Genomic DNA, 23,702 nt, shown 5'->3' with positions numbered 1-23,702 from the left:
GGATTTTTCCGGGGGCCCGGCCCTTTTTCGCCCCCACCCCGCCCCTTCCCGAGACCCTCCGGGGGTGGGTGGGGGATGAGGCGGCCCTCCCGGGGGCTGCGCCTCCGGACCTCCGGGTGGGGCTGTGCCTCTGGGTCTCCGGGCGGGCTGTGCCTCCGGACCTCCGGGTGGGGCTGCGCCCCTGCACCCGCTTGCGGGGCCTGCGGCCCCTGCACCCCGCTTCGGGGCTGCACCCCGGCCCCCCGGCGCGGGGGTGGGCGGGTTACCTGGGCTCCGCGCCCGGCCCTCTTTCGGCTGCGCGCCGTCTGTGGCTGGTCGCGCGTTCCCCGCTCCGCTGAAGGGGCCCGCACCTCACACGCCGGAGGGGCTGGAGATGCCTAAGGGGCGCGGGGAACTGCGCGACCAGCCCCCACCGGCCCGCAGACAGACCGGCACCCGGGCGAAGCCCCCGGCCGCCCGCCCGAGGGCTTTCGGGAAGGGGCGGGGTGGGGCAAAAACAAAGCGGCCCGCCCCCCGGTGTCTCCAGGGGGCGGGCCGCTCCAGCGTCGGCCGGAGGTTACGCCTTGCGCAGGCGGAACGTCAGCGACAAGGACTCGTCCGTGAACGGAGCGCCGTACGACGCGTCCGCCGCCGCCGACGCGAAGTCGACCGCCAGGACCTCCTCCGCGACGAGGCCCGCGTGGGCGGACAGCGCCGAGACGACCTCCGCGTCCGAGGACTCCCACCGCACCGCGATCCGGTCCGCCACATCCAGCCCGCTGTTCTTGCGAGCCTCCTGGATCAGCCGGATCGCGTCACGGGCCAGGCCCGCCAGCCGCAGCTCCGGTGTGATCTCCAGGTCGAGCGCGACCGTCGCGCCGGAGTCGGACGCCACCGACCACCCCTCACGCGGGGTCTCCGTGATGATCACCTCGTCCGGAGCGAGGGAGACCGGCTCGCCGTTGACCGACACCTCCGCCGTCCCGGTGTCGCGCAGGGACGCGGACAGCGCCGCCGCGTCCGCCGCCGCGACCGCCTTGGCCACGTCCTGGACGCCCTTGCCGAACCGCTTGCCCAGCGCCCGGAAGTTGGCCTTGGCCGTCGTGTCGACCAGGGAGCCGCCGACCTCGGACAGGGACGCCAGGGACGAGACGTTCAGTTCCTCCGTGATCTGCGCGTGCAGCTCCGGCGAGAGCGACTCGAAGCCCGCCACGGCCACCAGCGCGCGCGAGAGCGGCTGGCGCGTCTTGACGCCCGACTCCGCGCGGGTGGCGCGGCCCAGCTCCACCAGGCGGCGCACGAGCAGCATCTGCTGCGACAGCGTCGGGTCGATCGCCGACGCGTCCGCCTTCGGCCACGACGACAGGTGCACCGACTCCGGCGCGTCCGGCGTCACCGGCACCACCATGTCCTGCCACACCCGCTCGGTGATGAACGGGGTCAGCGGGGCCAGCAGCCGCGTGACCGTCTCCACCACGTCGTGCAGCGTGCGCAGCGCCGCCTTGTCGCCCTGCCAGAACCGGCGCCGCGAACGGCGCACGTACCAGTTGGACAGGTCGTCCACGAACGCCGACAGGAGCTTGCCCGCGCGCTGCGTGTCGTACGCCTCCAGCGCCTGCGTGACCTGGTCGACCAGCGTGTTCAGCTCGCTCAGCAGCCAGCGGTCCAGGACCGTGCGGTCGGCCGGGGCCGGGTCGGCCGCGCTGGGCGCCCAGTCGGACGTGCGCGCGTACAGGGCCTGGAAGGCCACCGTGTTCCAGTACGTGAGGAGCGTCTTGCGGACGACCTCCTGAATGGTGCCGTGGCCCACCCGGCGCGCGGCCCACGGGGAGCCGCCGGCCGCCATGAACCAGCGCACCGCGTCCGCGCCGTGCTGGTCCATGAGCGGGATCGGCTGCAGGATGTTGCCGAGGTGCTTGGACATCTTGCGGCCGTCCTCGGCGAGGATGTGGCCGAGGCAGACCACGTTCTCGTACGACGACTTGTCGAAGACCAGGGTGCCGACCGCCATCAGCGTGTAGAACCAGCCACGGGTCTGGTCGATGGCCTCGCTGATGAACTGCGCCGGGTAGCGGCTCTCGAACAGTTCCTTGTTCTTGTACGGGTAGCCCCACTGCGCGAACGGCATCGAGCCCGAGTCGTACCAGGCGTCGATCACCTCGGGGACGCGGACCGCCGTGTGCGAGCAGCCCTCGGCCGTGCAGGTGAAGGTGACGTCGTCGATGTACGGGCGGTGCGGGTCGAGGTCCGTCTGGTCGGTGCCGGACAGCTCGCTCAGCTCGGCGCGCGAGCCGACGCAGGTCAGATGGTCGTCCTCGCAGCGCCAGATCGGCAGCGGGGTGCCCCAGTAGCGGTTGCGGGAGAGCGCCCAGTCGATGTTGTTGTTCAGCCAGTCGCCGAAGCGGCCCTGCTTGACCGAGTCCGGGAACCAGTTGGTCTTCTCGTTCTCCCGCAGCATCGCGTCCTTGACGGCGGTGGTGCGGATGTACCAGGACGGCTGCGCGTAGTAGAGCAGCGCGGTGTGGCAGCGCCAGCAGTGCGGGTAGCTGTGCTCGTACGGGACGTGGCGGAAGAGGAGGCCGCGCTCCTTGAGGTCCTCGGTCAGCTTCTCGTCGGCCTTCTTGAAGAAGATGCCGCCGACGAGCGGGACGTCCTCCTCGAAGGTGCCGTCGGGGCGGACCGGGTTCACCACCGGCAGGCCGTACGCCTTGCAGACCAGGAGGTCGTCGGCGCCGAAGGCGGGGGACTGGTGGACCAGACCCGTACCGTCCTCGGTCGTGACGTACTCCGCGTTGACCACGTAATGGGCCGGGGCGGGGAACTCGATCAGCTCGAAGGGGCGCTGATAGGTCCAGCGCTCCATCTCGGCGCCCGTGAAGGTCTGCCCGGTGGCCTCCCAGCCCTCGCCGAGTGCCTTCTCAAGCAACGGCTGGGCGACGACCAGCTTCTCTGCGTCCTCGCCGCCGGTACGGCGGGCGACGACGTAGGTGACCTCGGGGTGGGCGGCCACGGCGGTGTTGGAGACCAGCGTCCACGGCGTGGTCGTCCACACCAGGAGCGCGGCCTCGCCCGCGAGGGGGCCGCCGGTCAGCGGGAAGCGGACGAAGACCGAGGGGTCGACGACCGTCTCGTACCCCTGCGCCAGCTCGTGGTCGGACAGGCCGGTGCCGCAGCGCGGGCACCAGGGGGCGACGCGGTGGTCCTGGGTGAGCAGGCCCTTGTTGAAGATCTCCTTCAGGGACCACCACACGGACTCGACGTACTGCGGGTCCATGGTGCGGTACGCGTCGTCCAGGTCGACCCAGTAGCCCATCCGGGTCGTGAGCTCGGCGAAGGCGTCGGTGTGGCGGGTCACGGACTCGCGGCACTTGGCGTTGAACTCGGCGATGCCGTACGCCTCGATGTCCTTCTTGCCGTTGAAGCCGAGCTCCTTCTCGACGGCGAGCTCGACGGGCAGGCCGTGGCAGTCCCAGCCGGCCTTGCGGGCCACGTGGTAGCCCTGCATGGTCCGGAAGCGGGGGAAGACGTCCTTGAAGACGCGGGCCTCGATGTGGTGGGCACCGGGCATGCCGTTGGCGGTCGGGGGGCCCTCATAGAAGACCCACTCGGGGCGGCCCTCGGACTGTTCGAGACTCTTGGCGAAGACCTTCGCCTCGCGCCAGAAGTCGAGCACGGCGTGCTCCAGCGCGGGCAGGTCGACCTGGGCGGGCACCTGGCGGTACTGCGACATCCGTTCATCCTCCGGCGGATCGTCGTACGTTTCCGTCGGAGGGACGAGAGCCCCGGCCGTCCTACGGCCCCGCGCTCCCGCGGTACCACCCTCCTTGGCGGTGTGCGGAACACCGCCCCCTCATTGGGGTCGCGAAGCCGGTTCTACTCGCACCCGGGGGTGCTTTCTTCCGGCGGCTCCGGGGTGATCTTCACATCGCGCTCGCCTCCGGGCTCCCACCGTCCCCGGATCGCTCTTGGCTGCGTACGACGCTACTCGTCCCATTCACGCCTCTCGCTGCGCCCAGTGTACGGGCCCGCACCGACAGCGGCCGACCGGTTTTCGGCGCGGCCGGGCCGGAGGCCTGCGGGGCGGCCCCCACACGTGCGTACATGACCCGAATGGGCATACGTGGTCCGGCGGAGTCCGGCGCCGCCCGTGTGGCGGATTACGGGCCGGAGAGCTGGGCACAACGGATGCAGGTTCGTCTCCGGGCACGTCGTGCGGGGCCGGACCGGCGGCGTGCCCCGTTGCCGCGGGCCTGGGGTCGATTTATCGTCCCAGCACGATTCGCGAGCAAGATCACAATATGTGAAGGGGCCGCGGCCATGGTGGCGAAGAAGACCGCGTTGGCGTCCGAGGCCGCGGTGAAGAGGGCCGCTACGGAGGACTCGTCCGGGAAGAAGACTGCGGCCAAGAAGGAGGCGGCCCCGAGGAAATCGGCGGCCAAGAAGGCACCGGCCAAGAAGGCACCGGCCAGGAAGGCTGCCACCAAGGAGGCTGCCACCAAGGAGGCTGCCACCAAGGAGGCTGCGACCAAAGAGGCCGCCGCCAGGAAGGCCACGCCGAAAAAGGCCGTTGCCAAGAAGGCTGCGGCTGAAGAGGCGGGGGCCAAGAAAGCCGTTGCCAAGAAAGCCGTTGCCAAGAAGGCTCCGGTCAAGAAGGCCGTGGCTGAGAAGGGCGCTGCCAAGAAAGCCGTGGCCGAGGAGGCTGCTGTGGAAAAGGCGGCTCCGGCCACCAAGGCTGCCGCCAGGAAGACGGCGTCCGCCAAGAAAGCGGTATCGGACGAGGCTGCCGGCCCGGCAGCGAGGAAGGCCGCCACGGCGGCCAAGGGGGCGGCCGAGGCCGCGGAGCAGAGGGGAGCCAAGCAGGTGGTAGCCAAGAACACGGCCGGCGAAGCGGCGGCCAGGAAGTCCACGGCGGCGGCGTCGGCCGTGCCCAAGGCCCGTACCGTCGTCGCCGGGGTGCCCGGCGAGCTGCCGGTACGGCCCGGGGAGGACCCGTGGACGCCCGCCGAGGTCGCCGAGGCGCGCACCGGGCTGACCCGTGAGGTCCTGCGGCTGCGGGCCGAGATCGAGGCCTCGGAGACCGCCCTGAGCGGCCTGATGCGGGACTCCGGGGACGGCGCGGGCGACGACGACGCCGACACCGGGACCAAGAACATCACCCGCGAACACGAGATGGCGCTCGCCGCCATCTCGCGCGAGATGCTGGAGCAGACCGAGCGGGCGCTGGAGCGGCTCGACGCCGGTACGTACGGCTACTGCGAGGTCTGCGGCAATCCCATCGGCAAGGCGCGGATGCAGGCCTTCCCGCGCGCGACCCTCTGCGTGGAGGACAAGCAGAAGCAGGAACGCCGAGGCTGACTCCGTACGCGTGTGTCGTACTCTCGTCCTCAGTCAGGTACCTAGGGTTGAGGGACTCACGTGGCAGAGGCGGAGCGCATCATCGGTACGCCGGACGGAGAAGGGCCCGACGAGGCCGCGGCTCCCGACGAGCGGCCCAAGGGCGGGCGCAGGATCGCCGTGCTGTTCGCGGTGGCGCTCTTCGCGTACCTGCTCGACCTCGGCAGCAAGATGCTCGTGGTGGCCAGGCTGGAGCACCACGAGCCGATCCAGATCGTCGGAGACCTGCTGGAGCTCAACGCGATCCGCAACCCGGGCGCCGCGTTCGGCATGGGCGAGGCCTTCACCGTGATCTTCACGGTGATCGCGGCGACGGTCATCGCGGTGATCTTCCGGCTGGCCCGCAAGCTCTACAGCCTGCCGTGGGCGATCGCGCTCGGCCTGCTGCTCGGCGGCGCGCTCGGCAACCTCACCGACCGCATCTTCCGCTCCCCGGGCGTCTTCGAGGGCGCGGTGGTCGACTTCATCGCGCCGGCCCACTTCGCGGTCTTCAACCTGGCCGACTCCGCGATCGTCTGCGGCGGTTTCCTGATCGTGATCCTCTCTTTCCGGGGCCTGGACCCGGACGGAACGGTCCACAAGGACTGAGCCGTACCCCGGTCGGGCGGGTGTTGTCGGTGCGACAAGGCATACTCGACGGGTGAGTACGTTTCCCGAGATCCGCACCTTGCCCGTTCCCGACGGTCTGGAGGGCGAGCGCGTCGACGCCGCCATCTCCCGCATGTTCGGGTTCTCCCGTACGAAGGCCGCTGAGCTCGCCGCGGCGGGGAAGGTCCAGGTCGACGGCTCGGTGGTAGGCAAGTCCGAGCGGGTCAGCGGGGGCGCGTGGCTGGAGGTCGAGATGCCCCAGGCGCCCGCGCCGGTGCAGATCGTGGCCGAGCCGGTCGAGGGCATGGAGATCGTGCACGACGACGACGACATCGTCGTGATCGTGAAGCCGGTCGGCGTCGCCGCCCACCCGAGCCCGGGCTGGACGGGGACCACGGTCATCGGCGGCCTCGCGGCGGCCGGGTACCGGATCTCCACCTCCGGCGCCGCCGAGCGCCAGGGCATCGTCCACCGCCTCGACGTCGGCACCTCCGGCCTGATGGTCGTCGCCAAGTCGGAGCGGGCGTACACGTATCTGAAGCAGCAGTTCCGCGAGCGCGTCGTGGACAAGCGCTACCACGCCCTGGTGCAGGGCCACCCGGACCCGATGAGCGGCACCATCGACGCCCCCATCGGCCGCCACCCCAACCACGACTACAAGTGGGCGGTCACGGCCGAGGGCAAGCCGTCGGTGACGCACTACGACCTGATCGAGGCGTTCCGGGCGGCCTCGCTGCTCGACATCAAGCTGGAGACGGGCCGCACCCACCAGATCCGCGTGCACATGTCCGCCCACCGCCACCCGTGCGTGGGCGACCTGACGTACGGCGCGGACCCCACCATCGCCAAGCGCCTCGGCCTGACCCGGCAGTGGCTGCACGCGGTGCGCCTCGGCTTCGAGCACCCGTCGGACGGCGGCTGGGTCGAGTTCGAGAGCGGCTACCCGGACGACCTCCAGAACGCGCTGGATGTGATCCGGGCGGAGAGCGAGTGACAGCGGTGCTGGTCCGCCCACGCGGCGGAGCAGCACCTGTCACGGCCCCGCGTCCCTCTAGTGGTGTGGGCCACTTTGCCCCCGGCTAGGGGTATTTGGGCGGGCCGCGTGGCAGGCTGGGGGTCTTGATCGCCTCGCCGCCCGGAGGGCATCCGTGGATCAGCTGGCCCTGCTGTTCGTGCTTCTGCTCGGAGCGGTGGTCACCGTTCCGGTCGGGGACCGGCTCGGGCTGCCCGCGCCGGTCCTGATGACGCTCCTCGGTGGGGTCCTCGCCCTGCTGCCGTTCGTCCCGAACGTCGCCGTGCCGCCGGACTTCATCCTGCCGCTCGTTCTGCCGCCGCTCCTCTACGCCTCCGTCCAGCGCACCTCCTGGCGGCAGTTCGCCGCCAACGTCCGGCCGATCCTGCTGCTCGCGGTGGCCCTGGTGTTCGTCACCACGGCGGCCGTGGCGGCCGTCGCCCACGCCATCGTGCCCGGACTGCCGATCGCCGCCGCCGTCGCCCTCGGCGCCCTCGTGGCGCCTCCCGACCCGGTCGCCGCCACCGCCGTCGCGGGCTCGCTCGGGCTGCCCCGCCGACTGGTGTCGATCCTGGAGGGCGAGGGGCTGTTCAACGACGTCACCGCGATCGTGCTCTACCACGTGGCGATCGCGGCGGCGGTCAGCGGCGACTTCTCCTGGCCGGGCGCGGTGGGCGAGCTGGTGCTCTCCGCCGTGGTGGCGGTCGTGGTCGGTCTCGTCCTCGGCTGGACCGCCAACAAGCTGATGGGCCTGCTCGACGACGCCACGCTCCAGATCGGCCTCACCCTGCTCGTGCCGTTCGTCGGCTATGTGCTGGCCGAGGAGTTCGGCGGCTCCGGGGTGCTCGCCGTGCTCACCCTCGCGCTGTTCCTGGCCGAGCACGCGGTGGACGCCGACGACGTCCAGGGGCGCCTCGCCGGGGCCACGTTCTGGCAGATCGTCGACACCCTGGTGACGGGGATCGCGTTCGGGCTCATCGGCCTCGAACTGCACAACGTGTTCGGCACCGCGACCGGCCGCGTGGGCGAGATGGCGGGCTGGGGCGCGGTCGTGGTCGGGGTCGTGGTGGGCGTACGGCTGGTGTGGCTGCTGCCCGCGACCTGGCTCGCCAAGCGGCTGCACACACTGCGGGACTACAACGAGGAGATCCCCACGACCTGGCGGGAGACGATCGTCATGTGGTGGGCGGGGATGCGCGGGGTGGCCTCGGTCGCGCTCGCCCTCGCGATCCCGTTCAGGACCGAGGACGGCTCGCCCTTCCCCGCGCGCGACGAGATCGTCTTCGTCGCGTTCTGCGTGATCATGGTGACGCTGGTGCTCCAGGGCCTGACCCTGCCGTCCCTGGTGCGGCGGCTCGGCGTACAGGCCGACACCGACGCCGAGCGGGCGCTGGAGCGGGAGCTCGCGATCCGCGCGGCGAAGGCGGCGAAGCGGCGGCTGCGGGAGATCGAGGACGTGGAGGAGCTGCCCGAGGAGGTCATGGAGCAGCTCCTGCGGCGGGCGTACGACGTGGGGGCGCGCATCAGCCCGGACATGGTCGACGTGGAGCGGCGGGAGGCGTACGCGAAGCGGGTGGAGCGGCTGCGGACGATCCAGCGGATCCAGCGGGAGATGATGTCGGCGGCGCGCCACGAGGTGCTCTCTGCACGCAGCGAGGCGGGCGCGGACCCGGAGATCGTCGACCGGGTCCTGCGCCAGCTGGACATACGCAGCCTGCGGTGACCCCACCCCGCCCCACCCCGCCCCGTCCCGTCCCGCTGTGACATGTGCGGCTCCGCCGCGTGGCCTCCGGGAGTGGGCGGGGGAGGAGGGTTACCCGGGGGCTTCGCCCCCGGATCCCCGAGCGGGGCCTGCGGCCCCCGCATCCCGCTTGCGGGGCCGCACCCCGCCCCCGCTATTCCCGCTCCGTATTGATCCGCGGCAGCGCCGCCGGGTGGTGGTCGTGGAGCCAGGCCACCATCTCCTCGCGGACCGCGCAGCGGACCGTCCAGATGTCGCCCGCGTCCTTCGCGGTGACCGTCGCGCGCACCACGATCGTCGACGGGGTGGTGTCGGTGACCGCGAGGCCGCTCTCGCGGCCGTCCCACGCCGGGCACTCCCGCAGGATGTCGGCCAGCTTCTCGCGCATCAGCGCCACCGGGGCCGCGTGGTCCAGGTGGAAGAAGACCGTGCCGGTCATCTGGACACCGCCGCGCGACCAGTTCTCGAACGGCTTGCTGGTGAAGTACGACACCGGCATCGTCAGCCGCCGCTCGTCCCAGGTGCGCACCGCGAGATAGGTCAGCGTGATCTCCTCGATGACGCCCCACTCGCCGTCGACCACCACGGTGTCCCCGATCCGCACCATGTCGCCGAACGCGATCTGCAGCCCGGCGAAGAGGTTGCCGAGCGTCGACTGGGCGGCGACACCGGCCACGATGCCGATGATGCCCGCGGAGGCGAGGATCGAGGTCCCCGCCGTCCGCATCGCCGGGAACGTCAGCAGCATCGACGCGACCGCGACGACGCCCACGACCGCTGTCACCACGCGCTGGATCAGCGTCACCTGCGTACGGACTCTGCGCACCCGCGCCGGGTCGAGCGCGGAGGCCGCGTACCGCGCGTAGGACGCCTCGACGATCGCCGCCGCGATCCGCACCACCAGCCAGGCGCTCGCCCCGATGAGGACGAGGGAGAGGATCCGGCCGAGGCCCGCCTCGTGGTGCTGGACCGGGGACCACCTGATCTGGCGGTAGATGCCTCTCAGTAGCGAGGTGAGGATGACGACCTGCAACGGGACGCGGCAGCGGCGCAGCAGGCCCCACAGAGGGGTCTCGCTGTGCCGGGCGTCGGCCTGGCGGAGCAGCCGGTCGGCCAGCCACACGAGGGCCAGCGTGAGCACGACCGAGCCGCCGATCACGATCAACGGACGCAGCACGTTCTCCATGCCCCCGACCGTAGCTGGCACGATGGCCTCATGAACATCATGCTTTTCCATTCGGTGTACGGCCTGCGGCCCGCCGTGCACGAGGCGGCCGAGCGGCTGCGCGCCGCCGGACACGTGGTGCACGTGCCCGACCTCTACGACGGCCGCACCGCCGACACCCTGGAAGAGGGCATGACGATCCGCGACGGGATCGGCAACGACGAGCTGCTCAAGCGCGCGATCCTGGCCGCAGCCCCGCACTCCGACGAGGGCCTGGTCTACGCCGGGTTCTCGCTCGGCGGCTCGCTCGCCCAGACCCTCGCGCTCGGCGACGAGAAGGCCCGCGGGCTGCTGCTCCTGCACGGCACCGCCGACATCGCCGACGGCGCGTCGGTGGACGAACTGCCCGTACAGCTGCACGTGGCGGACCCGGACCCGTTCGAGACGGACGACTGGCTGAACACCTGGTACCTGCGCATGGGCCGGATCGGCGCCGACGCGGAGGTGTACAGGTACCCGGGCGCCGGGCACCTGTACACCGATCCTGAGCTGCCGGACTACGACGAGGCGGCCGCCGAGCAGAGCTGGAGCACCGCGCTCGGCTTCCTCGGCTCGCTGTAGCGGACGGGTCAGACCACCGGCGAGTAGACCCGCTCGGCCTTCTGGCTGCCGTTGAGCGTCCGGTACGAGCGGGTCCACGCGGACGTGGCGTCCTGCTTCCGCTTGTCGGAGACCACGTAGTAGTCCATCTGCGAGCGCTGGGCGTCGACGTCGAGGACGCCGTAGCCGTGCGAGTCCATGTCGACCCACTTCACATGGCGGTTGGCGGCCTTGATCGCGGCCGCCGCCACCAGCGACACGGTGTGCGGGGCGACGTGGAGCATCTCGTCCAGGTTGTCGGAGGTGACCGACGTCACCACGAACTCGGTGCCCGCCGACTTCGACAGCGGGTAGGTGCCCGCCTTCACCGGTACGTCGTTGGCCCACGCCATGTGGATGTCGCCGGTGAGGAAGACGGTGTTCTTGATGCCGTTGTCCACCAGGTGGCCCAGCAGCTCGCGGCGGTCGTCCGTGTAGCCGTCCCACTGGTCGACGTTGATGGCGATGCCCTCCTTGGGCAGGCCGAGCAACTCCGCCAGCGGCGCGGTCAGTTCGGCCGGCAGCGCGCCGAAGGCGACCGGCGAGATCATCACGGACGTGCCGACCAGCTGCCAGGCGGCGTTGGAGGCCGAGAGCCCCGACTTGAGCCAGTCCAGCTGGGCGCGGCCGGTGATGGTGCGCTCCGGGTCGTCCACCTTGCCGCTGCCCACGCTCGCCTGCTGCGAGCGGAAGGAGCGCAGGTCGAGCAGGTGCAGATCGGCCAGTTTGCCGTAGCGGATGCGCCGGTAGGTGGTGCCCGCGATGGAGGGGCGGACCGGCATCCACTCGAAGTAGGCCTGCTTGGCGGCCGATACGCGCGCCACCCAGTCGCCCTCGGTGCCGGGCGTGTGGTTCTCGGCCCCGCCCGACCAGGCGTCGTTGGCGAACTCGTGGTCGTCCCAGATCGCGATCACCGGGTGCGCGTGGTGCATCGCCTGGAGGTCGGTGTCCGTCTTGTACTTGCCGTGCCGGGTGCGGTAGTCGGCCAGGTTCAGGATCTCGTGGGCCGGCTCGTGCTGTCGTACGACGTACTTCGCCTCGGGGTAGGCGCCCGAGGCGTACTCGTAGATGTAGTCGCCCAGGTGCAGCACCGCGTCCAGGTCGGAGCGGGCGGCGAGGTGACGGTAGGGGGAGAAGTAGCCGGACTCCCAGTTGGAGCAGGAGACCACGCCGAAGCGGACGTTGGCGGCCGCCGCGTCCGTGGCGGGGGCGGTGAGCGTACGGCCGACGGGGGAGAGCGCCGTGCCCGCGGCGAACCGGTACCAGTACGCGGTCGCCGGGCGCAGGCCGCGCACATCGGCCTTGACGGTGTGGTCCGAGGCGGCCGTCGCGGTGGTGCGGCCCTGGGCCACGATCCGCGAGAACCCCTTGTCCTCGGCTATCTCCCAGGAGACTTCGGTGTCCGGGCCCTTGCCGGAACCGGGCACCGCGTCGGGAGCGGGGGTGACCCGGGTCCACAGCAGGATGCCGTCTGGGAGCGGGTCGCCGGAGGCGACGCCGTGCAGGAAGGCGGGGGCAGGCGCGGAGTCCGCGACGGCGGCGGTCGCGCCGGCCACGAGGGGCGCGGCGACGACAGCGGTGGCGGCAGCGGCCTTGACGACCGTGCGGCGCGTGGGGGTTGAGGTGAATCGACTGGTCACAGCCGCACACCTTACTGATGGGTAGCGCGAACGGGCAGACTCACGGCAAAAGTTTGTCTGCCCGTTCGCCGGCGGACATCTGAGCGCGCGTCAGCGCCCGGACCCGCCGAAGCCCCTCCGGAGCGGCGTCAGCCCTTCAGTGCCTTGTCGATGGCGCGGGTGAACGACGCCGGGTCCTGCGGGGCGTTGTCGCTGCCCTCGCCGGTGATCTTCTTGCCGTCCATCTTCAGGGTCGGCGTGGCGGTCACACCGCTGTCGTCGAACTTCTTCGACATGGTGAGCGCCCACTTGTCGAACGTGCCGTCCTGCACGTCCTTCTGGAACTTGGCGTTGCCCTTGAGAGCCGGAACGCTGTCGGCGACCTGGAGCAGGTAGTCGTCGTTCTTGAACTTGTCCGTGGTCTCGGCCGGGTGCCACTTCGCCGAGTAGAGCTGTGCCTTGTACTCCATGAACGCCTCGGGGCTCACGTTGAGCGCGGCGCCCAGGGCGCTGAGCGCGTTCTTGGAGCCGGTGCCCGGGCTGCCGTTGTCGATGAAGGTGGCGCCGATGAACTGGATCTTGTACTTGCCGGCGTCGACGTCCTTCTTGACCGTGGCGCCGACCTGCTGCTCGAAGACCGAGCAGACCGGGCAGCGCGGGTCCTCGTACATCTCCAGCGTCTTCTTGGCGGTGGGCTTGCCGATGACGACGGTGGTGCCGTCGGTGCCCGTGGTGTTGGCGGGCTTGACCAGCGCCTTGTCCTTGGCCGCGTCCCACGCGCCGGGCTTGTTGGCCTGCATGACCGCGTAGCCGACGCCGCCGGCTATCGCGAGGACGCCGACGATCGAGGCGGCGACGGCCACCTGGCGGCGCACCTTGTCCTTCTTGGCCTGGCGCTCGCGCTCCAGTTTCAGCCGCTCACGGGCGGCTGCCTTGTTGGCCTGGCTGTTGCGCTTGCTCATGATCGTTTTCTCCGTGTGGCAGGTAGGGCAGATGAGAAAGTGCTGAGGGGGACCCGGGTGGTCGGGTCGCCGTGCTCGGGAGGGCCGTCGCTCAGACGGCGCTGAGCAGCGCGGGGCGGGGCGGCCCCCGCCGTCCCACGCAGTGCACGAGCAGCCGGGCGCGCGACGGCGGCCCCGCGCGCCGCACGGGCCGCAGCCGCGCCCGTACGGGACGGATCGCGCCGCCCACCACGGCGACCGCGAGCAGCAGCGGCCGGAACGCCAGCACCCCGACGGTGCGCACGAGGCGCGCGAGGGCGGCCTCGCCTCGCCGCAGCCAGGCCGCGGCGAGCAGCCCCACCGTCACGTGCGCGGCGAGCAGAAGCCACGGCACGGCCGGTCCCGGCCCGCCGAGGAGCACGGCCGCGCCGGCCCGGGAACCGGCGACGCCGGGCAGCTCGGTGCCCACGCTCCCGCCGCACAGCACGTTCACGCCCACCGACCGCAGCGCGCCCGCGACCGGGCCGCCGGAGGGCCCGTAACAGACGTGCTGGCCGGTCGAGAAGACGGTGTCGGCGGCCAGCTCCAGCGGGACGAGCAGTCCGGCGATCGACCAGAAGCCGCGCTCCCGGCCCGCCAGCGCGTACGCGATCAGGAACACGGCGCCGGCCGCGCCGGCCACCAGGGGCACCGGCAGCGGGACGCGGGAGAGCAGGACGTGGGACGCGCTGGAGAGCGCCACGACGAGCGCCGTGAAAAGCGCCGCGCGTGCCGCTCTGAGCCGCGTCCCTGATACGTCCATCGGTGTGGAAGTCTGCCACGGCCCCCCGTCGCCGTGGCCTGAGAATTCCGTGAGACTAGAGACCCGGAATCCGACCGTTACGGAACAGGTCGACGAAGATCTGGTGGTCGGCCCGCGCCTGCGCCCCGTAGGCGTGCGCGAACTCCACCAGCAGGTCCGCGAAGCCCTCCTCGTCGGCCGCGATCGCCGCGTCGATGGCCCGCTCGGTGGAGAACGGCACCAGGTCCGAGTGACCGCTCTCGTCGTCCGCCGCCGCGTGCATGGTGGCGGTGGCACGGCCCAGGTCCGCGACGACCGCCGCGATCTGCTCCGGGTCGTCGATGTCCGACCAGTCCAGGTCCACCGCGTACGGCGAGACCTCGGCGACCAGCTGGCCCGCCCCGTCCAGCTCCGTCCAGCCCAGCCACGGGTCGGCGGCGTCCTGCAGGGCGCGCTGTGAGATCACCGTGCGGTGGCCCTCGTGCTGGAAGTAGCCGCGCACCGCCGGGTCGGTGACGTGGCGGGAGACCGCCGGGGTCTGCGCCTGCTTCATGTAGATCACGACGTCGTTCTCCAGCGCGTCGCTGTGGCCCTCAAGGAGGATGTTGTACGAGGGCAGACCGGCCGAGCCGATCCCGATGCCGCGACGCCCGACGACGTCCTTGACCCGGTACGAGTCGGGCCGCAGCAGGCTGGAGTCCGGCAGCGTCTCCAGGTAGCCGTCGAAGGCGGCCAGCACCTTGTAGCGGGTCGCCGCGTCCAGCTCGATCGAGCCGTCGTCCTCGGAGAAGCGGCGCTCGTACTCGCGGATCTCGGTCATCGAGTCGAGCAGCGAGAAACGCGTACGCGCGCGTGCCGAGCGCAGCGCCCCGAGCAGCGGCCCCTCGGCCGTGTCCAGGGTGAACGCGGGGACCTCGTCATCCTTGGCGCCGGTCGCGAGGGCGTGGATCCGCTCGCGGTAGGCGGCGGCGTAGATCCGCACCAGCTCGGTGATCTGCTCGTCGCTGAGCGCCTTGGCGTGGCCGACCAGGGCCAGGGAGGCGGCGAAGCGCTTGAGGTCCCAGGTGAAGGGGCCCACGTACGCCTCGTCGAAGTCGTTGACGTTGAAGATCAGCCGGCCGTTGGCGTCCATGTACGTGCCGAAGTTCTCGGCGTGCAGGTCGCCGTGGATCCACACCCGGCCGGTGCACTCGTCCAGGTACGGACCGCTGTGTATGTTCCCACCGCCCCGCCCGGCGTTCTCGGCGTCCAGGTCCGCGTAGAACAGGCAGGCCGTGCCCCGGTAGAAGGCGAACGCGGAGGCCGCCATCTTGCGGAACTTGACCCGGAACGCGGCCGGGTCGGCGGCCAGGAGGTCGCCGAAGGCGGTGCCGAAGACGGAGAGGATCTGCTCGCCGCGCTCCTCGGTGGTGTGCTGCGGGACCGACATCGCCGGGTGCCTCCTGGTGCGTATGTGCGAGTAGAGATGCGCAACAAAATGGGACGGGTGATTCCGCCCCTTCCAACGCGTGACCGTACCCCGGAGTGCCCACCCGTCGCCCGACCACCACCCCTCATCGAGGCGCTGCGCGCCGCTGTAACCACTCCGGACTGTCAGCGGGGCGACGTAGACTTCCAGGCTGTCCCCCTCGCTCCGAGATCCTGCTGCCGCTGGAGGCCCACACCGTGTCGAAGCCGCCGTTCACGCACCTTCACGTACACACCCAGTACTCGCTGCTGGACGGTGCCGCGCGGCTCAAGGACATGTTCGACGCGTGCAACGAGATGGGCATGACGCACATCGCGATGTCCGACCACGGCAACCTGCACGGGGCGTACGACTTCTTCCACACGGCGAAGAAGGCGGGCGTGACGCCGATCATCGGCATCGAGGCGTACGTGGCCCCCGAGTCCCGCCGCAACAAGCGCAAGATCCAGTGGGGCCAGCCGCACCAGAAGCGCGACGACGTGTCCGGTTCGGGTGGTTATACCCACAAGACGATCTGGGCGGCGAACGCGACGGGCCTGCACAACCTCTTCCGCCTCTCCTCCGACGCGTACGCGGAGGGCTGGCTGACGAAGTGGCCCCGGATGGACAAGGAGACCATCTCCCAGTGGTCGGAGGGCCTGATCGCCTCCACCGGCTGCCCCTCCGGCGAGCTCCAGACCCGGCTGCGCCTGGGGCAGTACGAGGAGGCCCGCCAGGCCGCCTCCGACTACCAGGACATCTTCGGCAAGGACCGGTACTTCCTGGAGCTGATGGACCACGGCATCGACATCGAGCGCCGGGTCCGCGACGACCTCCTGAAGATCGGCAAGGAGCTGGGCATCCCGCCCCTGGTCACCAACGACTCGCACTACACGTACGCGCACGAGGCCACCGCGCACGACGCGCTGCTGTGCATCCAGACCGGCAAGAACCTCTCGGACCCCGACCGCTTCAGGTTCGACGGCACCGGCTACTACCTGAAGTCGACCGACGAGATGTACGCGATCGACGCCTCGGACGCCTGGCAGCAGGGCTGCGCCAACACCGCCCTGGTCGCCGAGCAGGTCGACGTCAGCGGCATGTTCGAGGCGAAGAACCTCATGCCGAAGTTCGACATCCCCGAGGGCTACACCGAGGTCACCTGGTTCCGCGAGGAGACCATGCGCGGCATGCACCGCCGCTTCCCGGGAGGCATCCCGGAGGACCGCATGAAGCAGGCCGAGTACGAGATGGACACCATCATCTCGATGGGCTTCCCCGGCTACTTCCTGGTGGTCGCCGACTTCATCATGTGGGCCAAGAACCAGGGCATCGCGGTGGGTCCGGGCCGTGGTTCCGCGGCCGGTTCGATCGTGGCGTACGCCATGGGCATCACCGACCTCGACCCGATCCCGCACGGTCTGATCTTCGAGCGGTTCCTCAACCCCGAGCGCGTCTCGATGCCCGATGTCGACATCGACTTCGACGAGCGCAGGCGCGTCGAGGTGATCAGGTACGTGACCGAGAAGTACGGCGCCGACAAGGTCGCCATGATCGGCACGTACGGCAAGATCAAGGCGAAGAACGCCATCAAGGACTCCGCCCGCGTCCTCGGCTACCCGTACGCGATGGGCGACCGCCTCACCAAGGCGATGCCCGCCGACGTCCTCGGCAAGGGCATCGACCTCAACGGCATCACCGACCCCAAGCACCCGCGCTACAGCGAGGCGGGCGAGATCCGGGCGATGTACGAGAACGAACCGGACGTGAAGAAGGTCATCGACACCGCCAAGGGCGTCGAGGGCCTGGTGCGGCAGATGGGTGTGCACGCGGCCGGCGTGATCATGTCCAGCGAGACCATTACCGAGCATGTACCGGTGTGGGTGCGCCACACCGACGGCGTGACCATCACCCAGTGGGACTACCCGAGCTGTGAGTCGCTCGGCCTGCTGAAGATGGACTTCCTGGGTCTGCGCAACCTGACGATCATGGACGACGCCGTCAAGATGGTGAAGTCCAACAAGGGCATCGACATCGACCTGCTCGGGCTGCCGCTCGACGACCCGACCACCTTCGAGCTGCTCCAGCGCGGCGACACCCTCGGCGTCTTCCAGTTCGACGGCGGGCCCATGCGGTCCCTGCTGCGTCTGATGAAGCCCGACAACTTCGAAGACATCTCCGCCGTGTCCGCGCTCTACCGGCCGGGCCCGATGGGCATGAACTCGCACACGAACTACGCGCTGCGCAAGAACAAGCAGCAGGAGATCACCCCGATCCACCCCGAGCTGGAGAAGCCGCTCGAAGAGGTCCTGGCCGTCACCTACGGCCTGATCGTCTACCAGGAGCAGGTCCAGAAGGCCGCCCAGATCATCGCCGGGTACTCACTCGGCGAGGCCGACATCCTCCGTCGCGTCATGGGCAAGAAGAAGCCCGACGAGCTGGCGAAGAACTTCGTCATCTTCGAGGCCGGCGCCAAGAAGAAGGGCTTCAGCGACGCGGCCATCAAGGCGCTCTGGGACGTGCTGGTCCCGTTCGCCGGGTACGCCTTCAACAAGGCGCACTCCGCCGCGTACGGCCTCGTCTCGTACTGGACCGCCTACCTCAAGGCGAACTACCCCGCCGAGTACATGGCGGCGCTGCTGACCTCCGTCAAGGACGACAAGGACAAGTCGGCGGTCTACCTCAACGAGTGCCGCCGCATGGGCATCAAGGTGCTGCCGCCCAACGTCAACGAGTCCGAGTCCAACTTCTCGGCGCAGGGCGACGACGTGATCCTGTTCGGCCTCACCGCCGTGCGCAACGTCGGTCAGAACGTGGTGGACTCGATCATCAAGTCCCGCAAGGCGAAGGGGAAGTACATCTCGTTCCCCGACTTCCTCGACAAGGTCGAGGCGGTCGTCTGCAACAAGCGGACCGTCGAATCGCTGATCAAGGCCGGCGCCTTCGACGAGATGAAGCACACCCGCAAGGGCCTCACCGCACAGTTCGAGCCGATGATCGACAACGTGGTGCAGGTCAAGCGCAAGGAGGCCGAGGGACAGTTCGACCTCTTCGGCGGCATGGGCGACGCCGACGACGACTCCTCCGAGCCGGGCTTCGGCCTCGACGTCGAGTTCTCCGACGTGGAGTGGGAGAAGTCGTACCTGCTCGCCCAGGAGCGGGAGATGCTCGGTCTGTATGTGTCGGACCACCCGCTCTTCGGTCTGGAGCACGTGCTCTCCGACAAGTCCGACTCCTCGATCCAGCAGCTCACCGGAGGTGAGCACGCGGACGGCGCGATCGTGACGATCGGCGGCATCATCTCGGGCCTCCAGCGCAAGATGACCAAGCAGGGCAACGCCTGGGCGATCGCCACCGTCGAGGACCTGGCGGGCTCCATCGAGTGCATGTTCTTCCCGGCGACCTACCAGCTGGTCTCCACCCAGCTCGTCGAGGACGCGGTGGTCTTCGTCAAGGGCCGCCTCGACAAGCGCGAGGACATCCCGCGCCTGGTCGCGATGGAGCTGATGGTCCCGGACCTGTCCTCGGCGGGCACCAACGCGCCGGTGGTGCTGACCATCCCGACGGTGAAGGTGACCCCGCCGATGGTCAGCCGCCTGGGCGAGATTCTCGGCCACCACAAGGGCAACACCGAAGTGCGGATCAAGCTCCAGGGGCCGCGCTCGACGACGGTGCTGCGGCTCGACCGGCACCGGGTCCAGCCGGACCCGGCGCTCTTCGGAGATCTGAAGGTGCTGCTCGGCCCGTCCTGCCTGGCGGGCTGACCGGCGGCGGACTTTTTATTTCGTACGGAAGGGGCGCGTCCAATAGGGCGCGCCCCTTCCGTATTTGTGTGCCTGGCGTGTCTTGAATTATCAGTTGTGGCCGAAGCGACGCTGGTGCTTACGGGCAACATCTGCCGGGCTGCCCTGTGCCTGCGTCTGGGGCATGCCCTGCGACTCCATCGCGGACTTCTGCGCCTCTTGCTGACCGCGCTCGGCCTGCGAGGCGGGCTGCTGCTGCTGCTTACGGCCGGACTTGTTCTTGGCCATGGTGATGCCTCCTGGGGGGACTAGGGTCCAGGGCCGCTGCCAGCCTCACACGTCGCGACAAAGAACGCATTTCAGACGATTACCGTGTGTAGCCCTCTGTAAGGGATAGGCGAGGTACGGGTTCGCCACGCCGATGATCGAGTTCCGGCCGTTAACCCTCGCAGGGTCGGGCAGACTCGAAGGAAACCCGAAGTACGTTCCCTGATCTCTCGATCTCCTGCACTCTTATCTCCCTGATCTCCTTTGCCTCTGATCTTTTGATTTTCAAGGTTCTGAAAGAGGGTGGAACGCGTGGACCGCTGCGTCGTCCTTGTGGATGCGGGTTACTTGTTGGGCGCGGCCGCAAGCCTTCTGGCCGGAGAGCCTGCCCGTTCACGGATCACCGTCGACCACGCCGCCCTGATCCAGGCGCTGCGCGAGCGGGCGGAGGCCGACACCGAGCAGCCGCTGCTGCGGATCTACTGGTTCGACGGCGCCCCCGACCGGGTGCCGCAGCCGGAACACCGCAGGTTGCGGGTGATGTCCCGGGTGACGGTGCGGCTGGGCGCACTGACCCGCAGCGACGGGCGGTGGGCCCAGAAGGGCGTCGACGCGGCGATGCACGCCGAGCTCACCGAGTTGGCCAGAAATCGCGCCTGCTCGGATGTGGTCCTGGTGACCGGGGACGGCGATCTGCTGCCCGGTCTGATGTCGGCCAAGGAGCACGGGGTCGCCGTGCACCTGTGGGCCGTCCAGGCCGCCGACGGCGACTACAACCAGTCCGAGGACCTGGTGGCCGAGGCCGACGAACGGCGGGTGCTGGACCGCGCCTGGATCACCCAGGCGGTCCGGGTCAAGGAACTCAGCACCATGTACGCCCCGGCCGCGGCCCCCCGCCCGGAGATCGCCGCCATCCTCTCCGCCCCGCTGCCGGAGTCGGCCCTCGCCGCCTCCGCCGAGCGGGCCGCGGAGGCCCAGGCCGCGGCCGCGCGCAACGGGACGGCCCAGCCCGCGGCGGCCGTCGGCAACGGCACGGCGGTCGCCCCCGCGCCCGGCACCGCGGTCAAGGGCGTGCCCACGCCCAAGGACCTGGCGGGCCTGCGCGCGCCCGGCCTCCAGGCCCCCTCGCCGCACGCCCCGCACGCGACCCTGCGGTGGTCCTCCGACAAAGGCTGGGTCGAGCGCCCCGGCTCCACGCTCGGCGAGTCCCCGGAGACCGCGTCCCTGCCCACCCTCGCCCAGCTGACCAGCGCCGAGCAGCGCTGGGCGGACCGCGAGGAGGACATCACCACGGTCGGCGGCGACCCGTACGAGGTGGGGCAGGTCTTCGCGCGCCGCTGGATGGAGCGCCTGCCGGAGACGACCCACGTACAGAAGCTGTCCACCATGTACCCGCGCATCCCGCACCGCATCGACGGCGAACTCCTGCGGTACGCGGCCCGGTTCGGGCTGCTCGCCCACAAGGACGACCAGATCGACGAGCACGACCGGTACGCGATCCGGGCGGGCTTCTGGCGGGAGATCGACGTCAGGGCCGCGGCGGAACGCGTACCGGCGGGGGAGTAGCCGGTACGCGGCGGGGCGCGCGGAGAGCGCCGCCGCGCCCCCGGAGCCCCGGACGCCGGGGGCGAACCGGACTGTTCGGCTCCTTGGCATCGATCGTTCGGCGAACGGAACAAACGGGGGTCCGGGGGCGGAGTGGCCCGGCGGACCCCGTAGGCTCGTTGTCCGTGAGTACCGGCACAGCAGCGGCGCGGGCCGGCACCGTTTGCGCGGTGCGGGGCCTCACCAAGACGTACCCCGCCGCGCGCGGAAGACGCGGCTCGGCCGGTACGCCCGAGATCAGGGCCACCGACGGCATCGACCTCGACGTGGGACGCGGCGAGATCTTCGGCCTGCTCGGGCCCAACGGCGCGGGCAAGTCGACCCTGGTGCGCCAGCTCACCGGGCTGATGCGGCCGGACTCCGGCACCGTCGACGTCCTCGGCCACGACCTGGTGCGCCACCCCGAACGGGCCGCCCGGCTGATCGGCTACCTCGGGCAGGAGTCCACCGCCCTCGACGAGCTGACCGTGTCCCTCGCCGCCGAGACCACCGGCCGGCTGCGCGGACTCACCGCCCGCGCCGCACGCGCCGAGCGCGACGCCGTACTGGAGGAGCTCGGGCTGACCGCGCTCGCCGGACGGCCGCTCAAGAAGCTCTCCGGCGGACAGCGGCGGCTCGCCTGCTTCGCCGCGGTGCTCGTCGGCGACCGGCCCGTGCTCGTCCTCGACGAGCCGACCACCGGCATGGACCCGGTGGCCCGGCGGGCCGTCTGGGCCGCCGTCGACCGCCGCCGGGCCGAGCGCGGCGCGACCGTGCTGCTCGTCACCCACAACGTCATCGAGGCCGAGACCGTGCTCGACCGGGTCGCCGTCCTCGACCGCGGCAAGGTCATCGCCTGCGACACCCCGGCGGGCCTGAAGGAACGGGTCGCCTCCGAGGTCCGGGTCGAACTGGTGTGGCGCGAGCGGGCGCCCGTCGAGCTGCCCGAGGTCGCGGCGCTGCGCGCGGACGCGCAGGAGTCGGGGCGGCGCTGGGTGCTGCGGCTCGGCCCCGACGCCGCGCGCGCCGCCGTCGCGGCGGTCACCGGCGGGCCCGCGTTCGCCGCCCTCGACGACTTCACCCTGGCCACGCCGAGCCTGGAAGACGTCTACCTCGCCCTCGGGGGCCGCACGGAAGGTCTGGTGAAGGCGTGAGCGCGATTCCCCTGGAGGTTTCCGTGGAGGCTCCTCCGGAGGCGCTCACCGCCCCGGCGGAACGGGCCGGGGCAGCGGCGCCGCTCGCGCCCCGGGCGCGGCTGTTCCCCGCCCTCTCGGCCGTCTACCGGGCCCAGCTCTCCCGGGCCAAGGTGGCCCGCATCCCGCTGCTGTTCGTGGCGACCTTCCAGTCGATCGGGATCATGGTCCTGATGCGGGGGGTCGTGGACGGCGGCAGCGAGGCGCGGGCCGTGGTCGCCGGGTCGAGCGTGCTGGTGGTCGCCTTCGTCGCGCTCAACCTGCTCGCGCAGTACTTCGGGCAGCTGCGGGCGGGCGGCGGGCTCGACCACTACGCGACGCTGCCGGTGCCGCCCGCCTCCGTGGTGCTCGGCGCGGCCGCCGCGTACGCCTCGTTCACCGTGCCCGGCACGCTGGTCACGGCCATCACCGGCTGTGTGCTCTTCGGGCTCCCGATGGCGCACCTGTGGGTGCTCGCCGCGGTCGTCCCGCTGGCGGGCGCCGCGCTCGCCGGGCTCGGCGCGGCCCTCGGGCTGCTGGCCCCGCGCCAGGAACTGGCGACCCTGCTCGGCCAGTTGGGCATGTCGGCGGCGCTGCTGCTCGGCGTCCTGCCGGCCGACCGGCTGCCCGGACCGATCGCGTACGCACGTGATCTGCTGCCCTCCACGTACGGGGTGGAGGCCTTCGCGCACAGCTTCGGCGGGCACCCCGACTGGGCCGTCATCGGGCTGGACCTCGCGGTCTGCGCGGCCGTCGGTGTCGTCTCGCTGCTCGTCGCGACCTGGGCGTACCGGCGGGCGGCGGTCTCCCGGTGAGGCGCCGCACAGGAGCGCCTGGCACGATGGCGGGGTGACCGCACCTCTGACGCCGCCTCACCAGCAGCCACCGGACGACGACGCCTGGCAGGACTCCGCACACCCCGGTCCCGGGCCGGGTGCCGAGGGCGGCCCCGTCGCCCCCGTACGCGAGGAGGGGACCGCGATGAAGGCGGAGCTGCGGGACGCCGTGATCGCGGCGGTCGCGGTGGCGGTCACGGGCGTGCTGCTCGGGCTGCTGTGGGTGTGGCTGGCGCCGCGGGTGCCGCTCGTCTCCGACGACAAGGCCGTGTTCCTCAAGGACACCGAGGGCGAAGAGGCGATCGGGGCGGACGGAACGTTCATCCTGCTCGCGCTGGGGTTCGGCGTGGTGTGCGCGGCCCTCGTCTTCCTGCTGCGCAAGCGCGGCGGCATCCCGCTGGTGGCCGGGCTCGCCGTGGGCGGGTTGCTGGGGTCGTGGCTGGCCTGGCGGGTCGGGGTGTGGCTGGGGCCGACGCAGGACGTGGTGGCGGCGGCGCGGGCCGCGGGCAAGGGGGTCGTGTTCGACGCGCCGCTGAAGCTGAACGCGAAGGGGGCGTTGTTGGCGTGGCCGGTGGCGGCGATGGGGACGCATCTGGGGCTGACGGCGCTGTTCGCTCCGCGAGACCCGGAGCCGTGGCCCCCTACCGGGCTTTGACCCCCACCCCGCCCGTTCCCTCCGGGGGTGGGTGGGGGTGAAGGCGGTCCTCCCGGGGGCTGCGCCCCCGGACCCCGTTGCGGGGCCTGCGGCCCCTGCACCCCGCTACGGGGGCTTTGCCCCCGGCACCCCCGCCGGG

Annotated in this window: 17 protein-coding genes; 10 read left to right on the top strand and 7 right to left on the bottom strand. The window is 70.9% G+C overall.

The features are described from left to right. Window positions 1–556 precede the first annotated feature (556 nt). Entirely contained in the window at window positions 557–3,709 is a 3,153-nt protein-coding gene (gene ileS, locus ACFWA7_RS34290; RefSeq protein WP_385541444.1) for an isoleucine--tRNA ligase, read from the bottom strand. 587 nt (window positions 3,710–4,296) lie between these two features. Here ileS and ACFWA7_RS34285 point away from each other — a divergent pair. The 4 genes from ACFWA7_RS34285 to ACFWA7_RS34270 all read left to right on the top strand — a co-directional run bounded on the left by ACFWA7_RS34285 (window position 4,297) and on the right by ACFWA7_RS34270 (window position 8,696). Continuing rightward, window positions 4,297–5,334 carry a TraR/DksA family transcriptional regulator gene (locus ACFWA7_RS34285; RefSeq protein WP_385826978.1) on the top strand — a complete coding sequence of 346 codons (1,038 nt, stop codon included), beginning with the start codon at window positions 4,297–4,299 and terminating at the stop codon, window positions 5,332–5,334. A gap of 60 nt (window positions 5,335–5,394) precedes the next feature. Continuing rightward, entirely contained in the window at window positions 5,395–5,961 is a 567-nt protein-coding gene (gene lspA, locus ACFWA7_RS34280) for a signal peptidase II (protein ID WP_385541441.1), read from the top strand. Window positions 5,962–6,013: 52 nt separating this feature from the next. Beyond that, entirely contained in the window at window positions 6,014–6,955 is a 942-nt protein-coding gene (locus ACFWA7_RS34275) for an RluA family pseudouridine synthase (protein ID WP_385541439.1), read from the top strand. 154 nt (window positions 6,956–7,109) lie between these two features. Further along, complete coding sequence (locus ACFWA7_RS34270; RefSeq protein WP_385541437.1) at window positions 7,110–8,696, top strand: Na+/H+ antiporter; 1,587 nt, start codon at window positions 7,110–7,112, stop codon at window positions 8,694–8,696. Between the two features lie 172 nt (window positions 8,697–8,868). Here ACFWA7_RS34270 and ACFWA7_RS34265 read toward each other — a convergent pair whose 3' ends face one another. Next, a complete protein-coding gene (locus tag ACFWA7_RS34265) occupies window positions 8,869–9,900 on the bottom strand; it encodes a mechanosensitive ion channel family protein (RefSeq protein ID WP_385541435.1) in 1,032 nt (343 codons plus the stop codon). 30 nt (window positions 9,901–9,930) lie between these two features. Here ACFWA7_RS34265 and ACFWA7_RS34260 point away from each other — a divergent pair, with 30 nt between their 5' ends. Further along, a complete protein-coding gene (locus ACFWA7_RS34260; protein ID WP_385541433.1) occupies window positions 9,931–10,500 on the top strand; it encodes a dienelactone hydrolase family protein in 570 nt (189 codons plus the stop codon). 8 nt (window positions 10,501–10,508) lie between these two features. On the opposite strand, the gene ACFWA7_RS34255 is transcribed toward ACFWA7_RS34260, so the two are convergent. From ACFWA7_RS34255 to ACFWA7_RS34240, 4 genes are all read right to left on the bottom strand, one after another. Further along, complete coding sequence (locus ACFWA7_RS34255) at window positions 10,509–12,158, bottom strand: alkaline phosphatase D family protein (RefSeq protein WP_385826976.1); 1,650 nt, start codon at window positions 12,156–12,158, stop codon at window positions 10,509–10,511. Window positions 12,159–12,286: 128 nt separating this feature from the next. Continuing rightward, window positions 12,287–13,099 (bottom strand): thioredoxin domain-containing protein, encoded by an 813-nt coding sequence (locus tag ACFWA7_RS34250; protein WP_385541429.1) that lies wholly within the window; start codon window positions 13,097–13,099, stop codon window positions 12,287–12,289. Window positions 13,100–13,190: 91 nt separating this feature from the next. Beyond that, window positions 13,191–13,880 carry a hypothetical protein gene (locus tag ACFWA7_RS34245; RefSeq protein WP_385541427.1) on the bottom strand — a complete coding sequence of 230 codons (690 nt, stop codon included), beginning with the start codon at window positions 13,878–13,880 and terminating at the stop codon, window positions 13,191–13,193. Between the two features lie 55 nt (window positions 13,881–13,935). Further along, the gene (locus tag ACFWA7_RS34240) at window positions 13,936–15,288 is read right to left on the bottom strand and encodes a DUF2252 domain-containing protein (RefSeq protein ID WP_385541425.1); all 1,353 of its coding nucleotides are present in this window, start codon (window positions 15,286–15,288) and stop codon (window positions 13,936–13,938) included. A 236-nt stretch (window positions 15,289–15,524) separates the two neighbouring features. Here ACFWA7_RS34240 and dnaE point away from each other — a divergent pair, with 236 nt between their 5' ends. Then, entirely contained in the window at window positions 15,525–19,070 is a 3,546-nt protein-coding gene (gene dnaE, locus ACFWA7_RS34235; protein ID WP_385541424.1) for a DNA polymerase III subunit alpha, read from the top strand. Between the two features lie 90 nt (window positions 19,071–19,160). On the opposite strand, the gene ACFWA7_RS34230 is transcribed toward dnaE, so the two are convergent. Beyond that, window positions 19,161–19,337: a hypothetical protein gene (locus ACFWA7_RS34230; RefSeq protein ID WP_385541422.1), complete on the bottom strand. Its 177-nt coding sequence runs from the start codon at window positions 19,335–19,337 to the stop codon at window positions 19,161–19,163. 282 nt (window positions 19,338–19,619) lie between these two features. Here ACFWA7_RS34230 and ACFWA7_RS34225 point away from each other — a divergent pair, with 282 nt between their 5' ends. The 4 genes from ACFWA7_RS34225 to ACFWA7_RS34210 all read left to right on the top strand — a co-directional run bounded on the left by ACFWA7_RS34225 (window position 19,620) and on the right by ACFWA7_RS34210 (window position 23,563). Further along, the gene (locus ACFWA7_RS34225; RefSeq protein ID WP_385541421.1) at window positions 19,620–20,882 is read left to right on the top strand and encodes an NYN domain-containing protein; all 1,263 of its coding nucleotides are present in this window, start codon (window positions 19,620–19,622) and stop codon (window positions 20,880–20,882) included. Window positions 20,883–21,046: 164 nt separating this feature from the next. Continuing rightward, complete coding sequence (locus ACFWA7_RS34220) at window positions 21,047–22,054, top strand: ABC transporter ATP-binding protein (RefSeq protein WP_385541419.1); 1,008 nt, start codon at window positions 21,047–21,049, stop codon at window positions 22,052–22,054. Window positions 22,055–22,077: 23 nt separating this feature from the next. Then, window positions 22,078–22,887 (top strand): ABC transporter permease, encoded by an 810-nt coding sequence (locus ACFWA7_RS34215; RefSeq protein WP_385541448.1) that lies wholly within the window; start codon window positions 22,078–22,080, stop codon window positions 22,885–22,887. 34 nt (window positions 22,888–22,921) lie between these two features. After that, a complete protein-coding gene (locus ACFWA7_RS34210; RefSeq protein ID WP_385826974.1) occupies window positions 22,922–23,563 on the top strand; it encodes a DUF2567 domain-containing protein in 642 nt (213 codons plus the stop codon). Window positions 23,564–23,702: the final 139 nt, after the last annotated feature.

Source organism: Streptomyces sp. NPDC059994, from assembly GCF_042737755.1.
Lineage (GTDB): Bacteria > Actinomycetota > Actinomycetes > Streptomycetales > Streptomycetaceae > Streptomyces.
Note: the sequence above shows the minus strand (reverse complement) of the source record. Positions and strands in the feature narration are given on the sequence as shown.